At 60.7% G+C, this 13,776-nt stretch carries 8 protein-coding genes; 2 read left to right on the top strand and 6 right to left on the bottom strand.

What is annotated here, in order from left to right; translation table 11 throughout:
* Positions 1-3 precede the first annotated feature (3 nt).
* Positions 4-2,289: a PAS domain S-box protein gene (locus J9870_RS11745; protein WP_210644178.1), complete on the bottom strand. Its 2,286-nt coding sequence runs from the start codon at positions 2,287-2,289 to the stop codon at positions 4-6.
* A 234-nt stretch (positions 2,290-2,523) separates the two neighbouring features.
* On the opposite strand from J9870_RS11745, the gene J9870_RS11740 reads away from it, so the two are divergent.
* Entirely contained in the window at positions 2,524-4,146 is a 1,623-nt protein-coding gene (locus J9870_RS11740; RefSeq protein WP_210644177.1) for an acyl-CoA synthetase, read from the top strand.
* 153 nt (positions 4,147-4,299) lie between these two features.
* A complete protein-coding gene (locus J9870_RS11735; protein ID WP_210644175.1) occupies positions 4,300-6,072 on the top strand; it encodes an acyl-CoA dehydrogenase C-terminal domain-containing protein in 1,773 nt (590 codons plus the stop codon).
* 40 nt (positions 6,073-6,112) lie between these two features.
* Here the strand turns inward: J9870_RS11735 and J9870_RS11730 are convergent, their stop codons facing one another.
* The 5 genes from J9870_RS11730 to J9870_RS11710 form a co-directional block, all read right to left on the bottom strand.
* The gene (locus tag J9870_RS11730) at positions 6,113-9,133 is read right to left on the bottom strand and encodes an EAL domain-containing protein (protein ID WP_210644173.1); all 3,021 of its coding nucleotides are present in this window, start codon (positions 9,131-9,133) and stop codon (positions 6,113-6,115) included.
* Complete coding sequence (locus J9870_RS11725) at positions 9,121-10,140, bottom strand: substrate-binding domain-containing protein (protein WP_246883142.1); 1,020 nt, start codon at positions 10,138-10,140, stop codon at positions 9,121-9,123. The genes J9870_RS11730 and J9870_RS11725 overlap by 13 nt, the downstream gene beginning before the upstream one ends.
* A gap of 414 nt (positions 10,141-10,554) precedes the next feature.
* Positions 10,555-10,824, bottom strand: coding sequence for a YceK/YidQ family lipoprotein (locus J9870_RS11720; RefSeq protein ID WP_210644169.1), 270 nt, complete (start codon positions 10,822-10,824; stop codon positions 10,555-10,557).
* 193 nt (positions 10,825-11,017) lie between these two features.
* The gene (locus tag J9870_RS11715; RefSeq protein WP_210644167.1) at positions 11,018-12,271 is read right to left on the bottom strand and encodes an OprD family porin; all 1,254 of its coding nucleotides are present in this window, start codon (positions 12,269-12,271) and stop codon (positions 11,018-11,020) included.
* A 92-nt stretch (positions 12,272-12,363) separates the two neighbouring features.
* Positions 12,364-13,668 (bottom strand): citrate:proton symporter, encoded by a 1,305-nt coding sequence (locus J9870_RS11710; RefSeq protein WP_210644165.1) that lies wholly within the window; start codon positions 13,666-13,668, stop codon positions 12,364-12,366.
* Positions 13,669-13,776: the final 108 nt, after the last annotated feature.

The following is a 13,776-nucleotide window of genomic DNA, read 5'->3' as shown; positions in this document are numbered from 1 at the left end:
GCCTTACTCCTCGTGTTGTCGGGCCAAGCCGGCCAGGGCCGGGGCCGGCAAGTTGCAGCGCATCTGCAAGCCCACGGCCAAGGGCCGAGCCTGCAACTCGCCACCAAAACCTTCGATGATGCTGCGACTCATGGACAGCCCCAACCCCAGGCCGTTGACCTTGCTGGAATAGAACGGGGTGAAAATCTGCTCCAGCTGCGCCATCGGCACGCCGTGCCCCTGGTCGCTGACGCTGACCTGCACCCCACCGTCGTTCCCCGGTTCGACCGCCAGGACAATCTGCGACGGTTGGCCAGGATGGGCTTCGCGATTGGCCTCGATGGCGTTGCGCAACAGGTTGAGCAGCACCTGCTCCAGCAGCACCCGGTCGGCGTAAACCAGCGGCGGATTATCCGGCAACCGCTCCACGATCTCCACCTGGCAACTGCTTGCTTCCCAGAGGCACAGGCGCGTGGTTGCCCGGGCCACGTCACTGAGGTCCAAGGCCTCCATGCGGCGGCGGCCTTTACGCAGGAAGGCGCGCAGACGCTTGATCACCTCCGACGCGTGATTGGCGTGCACGGCGATCCGCTCCAGCCCTTGGGCCACCTTCTCGGCGGCCTCGGATTGACTGCCCAGGGCCTGCAAATAGCGTTGGCTGGCGTTGGCGTAATTGACCACCGCCGCCAGTGGCTGATTCATCTCATGGGCAATGCCCGAGGCCAGCTCACCGAGGGTCACCAGGCGTGCCGTGTGGGCCAGTTCGTCCTGATGATGACGCTGCTGGGCTTCACGCAACTCGCGTTCGGACTGATCGTGGGCCACCAGCGAATAGAAACGCTCGCCACTGGCCGCTCGATGGGCCAGAAGCATCAGCGACACCGGCACCGAAGCACCACCGGCCGGCGGTTGCAGGCGCGCCTCGATGCTCCAGCGACCGCTGCGCTCAGCATAATCCCAACCCTCCTGTTCCAGGCTGGCCAGCACCTCGGCGCTGAGAAAGGCATCCAGCGTCGGCAGGCTCTGTTGCGCATCCAGGCCGAGGGTGCGGCGCGCCGCCGGGTTGAGGTAGGTCACCGCGCCATCGGGCTGGATGAACAGCACCGGGTCGGTGTTGGCCTCTACCACCTCCGCCAGCCTGCGCTTGTTTTCTTCGGCCTGGACCCGGGCGGTGATGTCCCGGGACACGCTGACCACTTCAACCACCGCACCGGTGTAGGTCTCGCGAATGGCACGGCACGCGGTCTCGAACCACAAGTAATGGCCGTCGCGATGGCGAATGCGGTAGGTCATGGTGTGGTAGCCGTCCTGCTCCAGGGCATCACGGGTGCGCTGCATCAGGTCGGCCTGGTCCTGCCGATGGAACAGGCTGCGAGCTTGGCGCCCATGTAGCTCCTGCGGCCAATAGCCGAGCAGGGTCCAAGAAGCCAGTGACGCATCGAGGAAACAGCCGTCCGGGGTATGGCGGGAAATCAGGTCGGTGGTGTTTTCGGTGATCAGCCGGTACAAGCGCCGCGCCTTGGCTGACTCGCGCTCGGCGAGAATCTGCGCGGTGGCCTGGCGACAGCGGGCCAGCACGCGATTGGCCTTGGGGTCGGGAATGAACGTCCAGACCAGAATCTGCTCGGCGACCTGCACCTCCACGTTCTCGATGGCTCGCTGCTGGGTCAGACAGGCCTGTACCAGGTGCGCGTGGCTGACCGGCAACAGACTCAAGGCATCGACCAACGACAGTTGCTCGAGCAACGCCAGCAGCGCCTCGTTGAGCTCCAGCGGTCGGCCTCGCGAATCAAGCAACGCACTTGGCTGCGGGTCATGGCCGAGCAGCGGCGAGTCGCGCAACTGGCCGCCGACACTGGCCAGCAGCAGATTCAGCAACTGGTGTACCGCCACCAACCAATCCTGGCCCACATCGGGCTGTAGCTCAACCAACAGCAAGCCTTGCTGCCCCGGCTGCAGGGCCAACTCCAGGACCTGGCCATGCTCGACGGCCGCGCGGCGCAGACGACCGGCCAGCCAGCAATCGAGCTGACGCACCTGTGCCAGCTCCAGCCGCTCTTCGGCCTGCAAGCGCTGGAAAAGTATCCGGTCACTGCTTTGCAGCGCATCACCAAACCCTGGCGGCAAATGCCGGGCACGGCCCTCATGCCGATAGATGCCACTTGGCGCATGCCAGCTCAGGTAGACCGCCCGACGGATTTGCACGCAATCCTGCAAGGCCCGGCACAGGGCATCGGCGCAAGCCGCCAGGGCCATGCCTTCACGTTGCAGGCGCAACCAGCCATGCAAGCGAACGGAGGTGGAGATCATCAGAAAACCTGTCGTGAAAGTAGGCCGAACAACATATGGTATATATACTATACAACTCAGGTAGTACTTCCATATCAATCGGCAAACAGTATATAAATTCCCCCGGATAAGTCACCGAGCTTTTCTGAGTAAACGTGTCGCCGACAATCGCACTGCGATTCAGCTAGCACCGGCAGCCGTGACGACGAGAACCTCGGCCAATAGAGCTAATAATCAGCCACCGGGTACCCAGCCATGTCCATCTACGAGCAAGGTCTTGCGCCAACCGGCGTCAACCACACCGCCCTTACCCCCTTGAGCTTCATCGAGCGCACTGCCAGCGTTTATCCCGATTACCCGGCCGTGATCCACGGTTCGATCCGGCGCACCTGGGCCGACACTTACAGCCGCTGCCGACGCCTCGCCTCAGCCCTGGCCGGACGCGGCATCGGTAAAAACGACACGGTGGCGGTCATGCTGCCGAATATTCCAGCCATGCTTGAAGCGCATTTCGGTGTGCCGATGATCGGAGCGGTGCTCAATGCCCTCAACGTACGCCTGGATGCCGAGGCCATCGCGTTCATGCTCGCGCATGGCGAAGCCAAGGTGTTGATCGCCGACCGTGAGTTCCATGACGTGGTACAAGCGGCCATCGGCATGCTCGACCACCCGCCCCTGGTGATCGACCTCGACGATCCGGAATACGGCGAAGGCCTGGCGGTCAGTGAACTGGACTACGAGGCGTTTCTTGCCGAGGGCGATCCGAACTTCGCCTGGCAGTGGCCAGACGACGAGTGGCAGGCCATTTCCCTCAACTACACCTCTGGCACCACCGGCAACCCCAAAGGCGTGGTCTATCACCACCGCGGCGCCTACCTCAATTCCCTGGGCAACCAGATGACCTGGGCCATGGGCAATCACCCGGTATACCTCTGGACCTTGCCGATGTTCCACTGCAACGGTTGGTGCTACCCCTGGACCGTGACCGCCCTGGCTGGCGTCCATGTGTTCCTGCGCCGGGTCGATCCGCAGAAAATCCTCAACCTGATTCGCGAACATCAGATCACCCACCTTTGCGGCGCGCCCATTGTGCTCAACGCCCTGGTGAACATGCCCGACTCGGCCAAGGCAGCGATCGACCATCCGGTCAATGCCATGGTTGCAGGAGCGGCACCACCGGCCAAGGTGATTGGCGCCGTCGAGGAAATGGGCATCAAGGTCACCCACGTCTACGGCCTGACCGAGGTCTACGGGCCGGTGACCCTATGCGCCTGGCACGCAGCCTGGGATGAATTGCCACTGGAGCAGCGGGCGCAGATCAAGGCTCGCCAGGGCGTACGCTACCCTACCCTGGAAGGGCTGATGGTGGCCGATCCAAGAACCCTCGAACCGACACCGCATGACGGCCAGACCATCGGTGAGATCTTCATGCGCGGCAACACCGTGATGAAGGGCTACCTGAAAAACCCCAGCGCCACCGCCGAAGCCTTTGAGGGCGGCTGGTTCCACACCGGCGACTTGGCAGTGACCCATGCCGACGGCTATGTGGAAATCCGCGACCGGCTCAAGGACATCATCATTTCCGGTGGAGAAAACATCTCTACCATCGAACTGGAAGGCGTGCTCTATCGACATCCGGCAGTGCTGGAAGCCGCAGTGGTGGCCCGTCCTGACGAAAAGTGGGGCGAAACACCCTGCGCCTTCATCACCCTCAAAGCTGACCATGAAGACGTGCGCGAAGCCGAGATCATCAGTTTTTGTCGCGAGCACCTGGCAGGTTTCAAAGTGCCCCGCACGGTGGTCTTCACCCAGTTGCCCAAGACCTCCACCGGCAAGATCCAAAAATTCGTACTGCGCGACATGGCGAAGAATCTCTAGCCCGATCGTCGAAAACACCCCAGGCATCGCTGACAGCCCGGCAGGCTCGTGGACAAGCGAGCACCCACACGTCAGCGATGCCTGGGATCGTGATCCGAGAACCGCGCGACTGCAGCCATCCCCACCTCCTTTCCTTGCATGAGGTTCATTGCAATGCCCGAATTCAACGCCCCGTTGCGCGACATGCGTTTTGTCCTGCACGAAGTCTTCAACGCACCGAGCCTCTGGGCCCGCCTGCCCGCGCTGGCGAATACCGTCGACGCCGCCACCGCCGATGCGATTCTCGAAGAAGCCGCCAAGGTCACCCATAACCTGATCTTTCCACTCAACCGAAGCGGCGACGAAGAAGGTGCCCAGTGGCGCGACGGCCAGGTCAGCACGCCGAGCGGCTTCAAGGCGGCGTATTCGACCTACATCGAGGGCGGTTGGGTGGGTCTGAGCGGCAACCCGGCCTATGGCGGCATGGGGATGCCGAAGATGCTCGCCGTGCAGTTCGAGGAAATGCTCTACGCCGCCAACTCCAGCTTCGCCCTGTACTCGGCGCTGAGCTCCGGCGCGTGCCTGGCCATCGACGCCCACGCCAGCGAAGCACTCAAGGCCCTGTACCTGCCACCGATGTACGAGGGACGCTGGGCCGGCTCAATGTGCCTTACAGAAGCCCATGCCGGCACCGACCTGGGCATCATTCGCACCCGTGCCGAACCCCAGGCCGATGGCAGCTACCAGATCACCGGCAGCAAGATCTTCATCACCGGCGGTGAGCAAGACCTGACGGAGAACATCATTCACCTGGTCCTGGCCAAACTGCCGGATGCGCCCGCAGGGCCCAAGGGCATCTCGCTGTTCCTTGTGCCGAAAATCCGTGTAGATGCGCAGGGTATGCTCGGGGAAGCCAACGCCGTCAGTTGCGGCTCGATCGAACACAAGATGGGCATCAAGGCCTCGGCCACTTGCGTGATGAATTTCGACGGTGCCAGTGGCTGGCTGATCGGCGAGGCCAACAAGGGCCTGGCGGCGATGTTCACCATGATGAACTACGAGCGGCTGTCCATTGGCATCCAGGGCATTGGCTGCGCCGAAGCCTCGTACCAGAACGCCCGCCGCTATGCCCAGGAACGCATCCAGAGCCGTTCCCCCGCAGGCGCCCAGGCCAAGGACAAGATCGCCGATCCGATCATCGTCCATCCCGACGTGCGACGTATGCTGCTCAGCATGAAGGCCATGACCGAAGGCGGCCGCGCCTTTGCCTGCTACGTCGGCCAGCAACTGGACCTGGCCAAGTTCTGCGACCAAGCCCAAGAGCGACATGACGCCGAAGCCTTGGTGGCCCTGCTGACGCCAGTGGCCAAGGCGTTCTTCACCGACACCGGACTGGACAGTTGCATCCATGGCCAACAGGTATTCGGCGGCCACGGCTACATCCGCGAATGGGGCCAGGAACAACTGGTGCGCGACGTGCGCATCGCTCAAATCTATGAAGGCACCAACGGTATCCAAGCCCTCGACCTGCTGGGGCGCAAAGTAGTGGGCAACGGCGGCGTGGCCCTGCGCCTGTTCACCGCTCACATCCGTGACTTCGCTTACCTGCCCGGCGCCCCCTATGCCGCCGAGCTGCTGGACGCCGTACAACGCCTGGAAAACCTCAGCGACTGGCTGCAGCAACAGGCCAGCCTCAACCCCCACGCCGTCGGCAGCGCCTGCGTCGAATATCTGCACTTGTTCGGCTACGTCGCTTACGCGTTCATGTGGGCCCGCATGGCCCAGACAGCGGAACACAAACACACCACAGACCCTACGTTCTATGGCGCCAAGCTGGGCACCGCGAGCTTCTACTTCAGCCGTCTGCTGCCGCGCATCCTCAGCCTGGAACAAAGCATCTGCGCCGGCAGCTCGTCACTGTTGCAACTGCAACCCGAACAGTTTTGAGTCCTGTCACTACCGTAGCGTGCGCCCGCACGTCGCGTCATCAATGCCCGGACATTGGACTGCTTGGGCGTTTTACATCGCGTTGTTGCCTTACCGAGTCAGGGCTGGCAGCGCGATTCGGTTGAGGCAACCAGGAGGTACGCAATAACAGACTGACTTCCTGCGCGCTGACCGCCTTGCTGAAAAAGTACCCCTGGATTTCATCGCAGCCGTTTTCACGCAGGAAGGTCAGCTGCTCTTGGGTTTCGACACCTTCGGCAATGACCTTGAGGTTCAGTTTGTGCCCCAACGAAATCACTGCGGTGGCGATGGCTTTGTCGTTCTCGTTGTCCGGCAGATCGCGCACGAAAGACTGGTCGATCTTGAGTCTTGCAATGGGGAAGCTCTTCAATGCGGCGAGGCTGGAGTAGCCGGTGCCGAAGTCGTCGATCGAGAGACTGATCCCCATCGATTGCAACTCTTTCATTTTGCTGATGGCTTGCTGAAGGTCTTGCATGATCAGACTTTCGGTCAGCTCCAGTTCGAGGTACATCGGGTCCAGTCCGGTTTCTTGCAAGGCATGCCTCACGCGGTCGATCAGATCCCGTTCGATGAACTGGCGCGCTGAAATATTCACCGACATGGTAATCGGCGGCCAGCCGGCATCCTGCCACGCCTTGTTCTGCCTGCACGCGGTATGAATCACCCAGTCGCCGATGGGCACGATCAACCCGGTCTCTTCGGCCTGCGGAATGAATTTGATGGGGGACACCATGCCCAGCTCGGGGTGTTGCCAGCGGATCAGCGCCTCTACGCCGATAACCTGGCCTGACTGCAGATCCACTTGCGGCTGGTACAACAGAAGGAACTCGTCATGGTTGAGTGCGTTTCGAAGCCCGTCTTGCATGGCGAGCTTGCCCTGGAATTTGTTGTTCATTTCACTCGTATAGAACTGGTAACTGTTGCGCCCCAGCTCCTTGGCCCGGTACATGGCGGCGTCCGCGTTGCTGAGCAACGTGTCGGTATCGCTGCCGTCGGCAGGATAAGCGGCCACCCCCATGCTGCAGGTAACGTGGAGTGTATGCCCGCTGAGCTGGATCGGCCGCACGATGGCTTCCTGGATTTTGCGCAACGCCGGTGTGATACCGTCGAGGTCTGAGGGCTGGTCGAACAGTACGATCACAAACTCGTCGCCCCCCAGTCGCACCACGGTGTCGGTGCGGCGTACGCACTCTTGCATGCGCTGGGCGACGGTTTTCAGCAGTTCGTCTCCCGCACTGTGCCCAAGGCTGTCATTCACCAGCTTGAATTTGTCCAGGTCCAGAAACACCACCGTTACCAGGCGGTTGTAGCGCTGGGCATAAAGGATTGCCTGTTTGAGACGGTCTTCGAGCAACGTACGGTTCGGCAGCCCGGTCAGCGCGTCATGGTCGCCCATATAGCGAATGCGTTTTTCGGTAAGTTGCCGTTCTATCGCAATGCCAGCAAGTGGTGTCGCCATGTCGATCAGGCGTGTCTCGATCGGGCTGGGGCTGCGTACGGTGTTGGAATACAAGGCAAACGTACCCAATACCCTGCGCTCATGGGACAGGATCGGCGTCGACCAGCAGGAACGAAAGCCATACAGCGCCGCGATTGAACGGTACTCCTCCCACAGCGGATCCAGCTGGATATCCGTGACGATAACCGGCTCTCGTCGATACACCGCGGTGCCGCATGAACCGACGTTCGGACCGATCGCAATCCCATCGATGAGCTGGTTATAGTCTTTCGGCAAACTGGGGGCTGCCCCGTGCAGCAGATGCGTGCCCTCCTCATCCAGCACCAGGATGGACACCGTCATTCCCTCCAGTTGGGCTTCGACCAGGTGAGCCAGGCTGTCGAGAACCTCAGCAAGCTCGGTACTCCTGGCGATCAGCTCCAGGACATGGCCTTGTCCTGCGCGGATGATAGCTTCCTGTTCTAATCGGTTGTTTTGCACGGCAAGCCGCTCGGTGGCGATACTCAATTGGAGCGTTTTTTCTTCCAGCTGAAGTCGGTCCTTGAGGAATTGATTCACCGCGCGAGCCATGTTGCCGATCTCGTCCTTCCCATGTTCCGCCATCATCACGTGCTTTTTGTCAGTGTGTTGCTGGCGTAATTGCAGGCTTATTTCGTTCAGGCGCATGAGCACATGACGGCCCATGAAGACCCGGGTCACGAACCAGGTGAATACCAGGCTGACACCCAACATGATCAGCACCCATTGCTGGCTACGATTGGAAGCCTCCACCAGGCGTTGCACAGCGGCGCGATAGTCCTCGGTGTAAGCAGTCGATTGCGCACGGGCCACCGCGACCAAGACCTCGGCCTCACTCTTGAGCCTCTCGTTGAAACGCTCCATGACAGAGTGCTGATTGATGAGCCTCAGGCGCAGGGCGAAGAGATCGGGCGTCTCCCTGTCAGTGTCGGGTAACTTGTCTGCGCTACGTGCCAGGCGCTCATATCGGATTCGAAGCCGTTGCACGGCATCACCGTCAACAGCCTGTGAAAGATCGAAAAGCAACACGGCCAGATCCAGGCTGGCCTGGGTCTGGGTCGCAGTTAACCGGGCGGTGTAATCCGCCAGGGCCTGCTCGAAAGTGACCTCGGTTTGCAGCAGGCTTTCTCGCAGCTGTGCAACGATGTTGGCGGTATTGCGGAATATCTGACTGGACTGGTGCATGTCGAGTATCGCCACGCCATTGTTCGCGGCGGTCAGCTGCCGCACCAGTTGGTCAAGGGCCGCAAGCTGTTCGACAGTCGCCGCGTAGCTTGAACGCAGCGTGTCGGGAGAGCGGGTGGTCAGGAACTGATCGGTCTGGCGCTCGATCAGCAAGGTCCGCTGCAGCATGTCTTGCCCATCCTGCATGCGAACCAGGCGTTCATCCGTCAGTTGGCGGGTGGCGCTGTTTGACGTGCGCAACGCATAGACGGCAGTTGCACCACCTGCCAGGATCAGTAGCGCCAGCGTTAGAAATGCCAGTGTGAACTGTGCTCGAAGCGACTGCGGCAATAACCGGCGTCCGAGCCGGGAAGTAACGTCCAATATCAGGGATTCCATTGGTAGCGATAGATTTCACGATACCCATTGTCAGGGTCGTACAGGAGTTTCTTCCCGCCGTCGAAGGCAACATTGTCGACATTGACCAAGTGAATCGGCGCTACGAAGCCGCTCACCGGCTGACCTGCTATCAGCCGATTCAATTCATCGATCACCTGCCAGCCATGCAGGTTGAGCGGTTCGGCCACGGTGACCGTCTGGTAGGTTTTAGCCTGTATACGCAAGAAAGCCGAAGCGCTACCGTCACCGGCAGACAACAGACTGATACCGTCGCTGGGGATGGCCGCCTTGGTCAAGGAGGCAATCGCGTGGTCGAAATAGATATCGTTGATGGCCAGTGTGTGGGTCCAGCGCTTGCCATAGCGCTGAAGCAGTTCCGTGGTGAGCGCCGGCATCTTCTGGGCACTTTCGGAGATCGCGACATCGCGCACTTCCAGCATCGTACATTCCCGACAAGCGCGAATGACGTTTTCCATGGCTTTGGCTTTCGCCATGGCGATGGCGTACTTGGAGTCGGTCAGAATGACTACGCCGGCGTGTCCGTTTGACTGGGCCACTGCCGCCATGGCCGTGAGGCGAGCCACTTCGAGCGGGTCGGTCGAGACGTTCATGGCCACCGGCGTGCCGTCAATCGGCCCGGGGTGTGCCCCGGCATGCCAGCCAACCACCGGTATCCCCCTGTCGGCGAAGAGCGCCAACTCTGCCTTGTTCTCCAGGGCATCGGCGCCGCACAGAATGAGCCCGTCGGGGTTCGCCGCCAGGGCATCGGAAAAGGCCTTCGCGCGCCCGGCCAATGATCCGGCGCCATCGAATACCCTCAGCGTCCAACCCATCGCCCTGACCGCCTCGCGAGCGCCCTGCGCGACACCGACAATACCGCCGTTGCGCAAATCTTCCGCAACGATGGCAATGCTCTTGCCCCGCTGGGCTCGCGGACCGGTTTCAGGACCGCTCCAGCGAACGGCCTGGAGGGAAGCCCCGGCAACGATTTCCTGTGCTTGAGTCACCGAAACCGCAGCGTTCTCCTCACCCGTCGCGGTGGGCAGGTTCTGTCCATATCCGGGGGTCGCCGTGAAAAGGCAGAAAACCGTAATTGACGCCATCCAGAGTAGCCGGGGCCTGCTCAGACGAGTTCGATCACCGCATGGGATGCCGGGTCTGGAGTCGATGGCGCAATCATAGTCTGGCATGACGTCCCTTTTCTGATGAGAGTGCTGTGTTCACTGTTCGAAAGAATAGTCGGTTCTGCTGTGATCAGGTCTTTTTTGGATAAAGTGCGCGAACTGTAAGGACAAGCGCCCACGAGGCGTCGGTACGACCTCGGGTGGCCGCTGCGGACTGATGCAGACTGCATTCGCGAGGCCATGGCAGGTGTCTAGACAGCCAGGGCAAGCGCGCGGGTTCGAATCGTCCAGAGATGACTACTGCTCGGCAGGCCTCATATGGAAAATCGTATAAGGCAGGATCAACGTATCGGCCACGATACTGAAAGGAAGATCGATTATTGCAAACGGCATCAGAGCGCGTGAATACACATCGTTGTCGTTCGTCGACGCCTTGATTATCTCGACATCGGTGGCCGCACCGCAGTACGGGTGCAGGCCACACAGTTGTCCCATGCCGAAGGTTTCATTGGCCGTCGCGCATCCTGCCAGCGACGCCATCGTTAAAGCCATTACTACGATCCGCATGACGTCCCCTCATCCTGAAAACGGGACTGTAGCATCGATGGCAGGCGACCTATAGGGGGCCAGGTCTGGATCTGTCGGGTGGTGGCCGTGCGGTCATGATCCGGGGTAGCCAACACGAGCCATTTCTGCGCTTGCTCCTGTCTCCTGCCAATGAAGCGTTCGCGGCACGCATCCGCGCACCGCGACGAGCGATTTACCAGAGGGCGATATCGTAGGTGAAGTAGATCCGATTGCTGTCACGGCCACGGGAAAAGTCCGAGCGATAGACGTAGTTTCGCAACTTCACCCCCACCCCCTTGAACGTGCCCTGCTGCACCACATAGGCAATCTCGGCGTCACGCTCCCACTCTTTGACCGTGGTGTTGGAGTTGCCGTCATTACCACTCAGGTAGCGAGTGGAAAACGTCAGGCCGGGCACACCGAGGCGAGCGAAGTCATAGCCGTAACCGAGCATCCAGGTCTTCTCGTCTTCCTCGATGAACTTGCCGATCCCGACGTTGCTGAAGGAGTACACCGTGGCTCCGCTGATGTAAGGCAGGCCCGCCTCGCCGCTGAGGGTTTGGTAGCCAGCACTCAATGTGTGGCCGACAACGGCGTAGGACAGCGATCCGCTGAGCATGTCGTTGTCGATTTTGCCGCCATAGGCCGAGCCCGAATCGACGCTGTTGAAGTAGCGCAGGTCGCTGGTCAACACCCCGGCGCCCAGGGGCAGATCATGCTGGATACCAACAAAGTTCTGTCGATAGAAATTCTCCAGCTCGCCATAGAAGTAGCTCAGGCGGATGTTCTTGCCAAGCTTGTAGTCGGCGCCGGCATAGCTGAAGTCACCGGACTCATCGCCACCGTAGCCGTCGGGCACAATGGGCATGCTGTTGCTCGAATCCCGCAGCTTGAAGCGCTCCAGATGCCCGCCGGTGAGGGTAAGGTTGTCGATGTCACTGCTAGTGATCTGGGTGCCCTGGTAAGTCTGGGGCAACAGCCGCGCATCGTTGTAGACCAGCACCGGGGTCTTGGGCAGCAAGGTGCCGTATTTGAGCGTGGTCTTGGCCAACCTGGCCTTGGCGGTCATGCCCGCGCTGGCGAACTCGTCGGCGGCGCGGCCGTCGTCATGCACCGGTAGCAGGCCGGTGCCGCTGCGGCCACGCCCGGAGTCGAGCTTGACCCCGAGCAGCCCCAGGGCATCGACCCCGAAGCCGATGGTGCCCGGCGTAAAGCCTGACTGGTAATCCAGCAGCAAGCCCTGGGCCCATTCGGTGCGCTCACTCTTGGCGGTCCTCGCCGCTCGCGCACTCATACCGTTCTCATCGCGAAAATTTTCGTTGAAGTAGACGTTGCGCAATTGCAGCTTGAGCTTGCTGTCGTCGATAAAGCCTTCGGCGCTGGCCGTGGCCAGGGGCAACAGGCCAAGGATTGGAAACAAAGCCCCGCGGGTAAGCAAAGTGGTCATGTCGAACTACTCGTTGTTGTTATTTGGCATGCAGGCCAGCGCACACCCGCTTGCGGGGGCGTGTCAGGCAAGAAAACAGGGGTTCGGGTGAATCAGGAAAACAGCGTCAGCGCCCCGGTCAGCAGGGCCAGCGCGGTAATCACCACAGAGGTGAGCACAGCCCATTTGACGGTGGCTCTCTGGAAATCACCGAGATCACGGTCAACCATACCCACCAGCAACAGGGTCGAGGCCACCAGCGGGCTCATCAGGTGCACCGGCTGGCCGAGGATGGAGGCCCGGGCAATTTCCACCGGATCAATCCCGTAGGCCGCCGCGGCATTGGCCAGGATCGGCACGACACCGAAGTAGTAGGCATCGTTGGACAGTACGAAGGTCAACGGCATGCTAGTAATTGCAACCACCAGCGGGAACAGATGGCCCCAGGAAGGCGGAATCCAGTCGACCAGGGTTTGCGCCAGCGCATCGACCATTTTTGTACCGGAGAAAATCCCGGCGAAGATGCCGGCGGCAAACACCAGCAGGACGACGGTCATGGCGTTGCCCGAATGGGCCAGAATACGTTCCTTCTGAATATCCAGTTGCGGATAGTTGATCATCAGCGCCAGGACGAAACCTATCAGGAACAGGATCGCCGAATGCATGATCCCCATCACCAGCGCGACCATCACCGCGATCACCAGCAGCAGGTTGACGTAGGCCAATTTCGGGCGTTTGTGCGGTGTGTCCTCGATAATCGCCTTGATGTAGCAATCACCACCGCCGCTTTGCAGCTGGACGTTACCAATGCGCTTGCGCTCGGTACGGCCCAGCAGGAATGCTGTGAACACCACCCACATCGCGCCGCCGATCATCGTCGGTAGCAAGGGCACGAAATACTCACCGGCATCCAGGCCTAGCGCTGCGATCGCGCGGGTCGCCGGGCCGCCCCAAGGCGTCATGCCGCTCATGATGCTCAAGGAGAGCATGGAAATGGTCGCCAGAATCATCGGGTTCATGCCGATGCGCTTATACAGCGGCAACATCGCAGCACAGGTGATCATGTAAGTCGTCGTGCCGTCGCCGTCCAGCGCCACCAACAGCGACAACAGCGCGGTGCCCACAGCGATTTTCATTGGATCACCGTTGACCCGCTTGAGGATCTTGCGGATCAGCGGGTCGAACAGACCGGCGTCGATCATCAGGCCGAAAAACAGGATCGCGAACAACAGCAGTGCCGCCGATGGCGCGACCATCTTCAAGCCGTCCAGCATCATCTTGCCGGTGGTACCACCGAAACCGCCGATCACTGCAAAGACTATTGGCACAACCGTCAGGGCGACGATCGGTGACAAGCGTTTGGTCATTATCAGGAAGGTGAAGACCACCACCATGGCCAAGCCAAGTAAAGCGAGCATAAGTCAGATCTCTTGTTGTTATGAGTAGCTTGGCCGACATCCGGGCGCACGCACCCCAACCCGCCAGGCGACACGATGAGGTGTGCCTGGCGCAGGTATTGAGAGATA

Origin of the sequence: Pseudomonas sp. Tri1 (assembly GCF_017968885.1) — a bacterium.
In the GTDB taxonomy this organism is placed as follows: Bacteria; Pseudomonadota; Gammaproteobacteria; order Pseudomonadales; family Pseudomonadaceae; genus Aquipseudomonas.
This window is presented reverse-complemented; position numbering and strand designations above follow the sequence as displayed.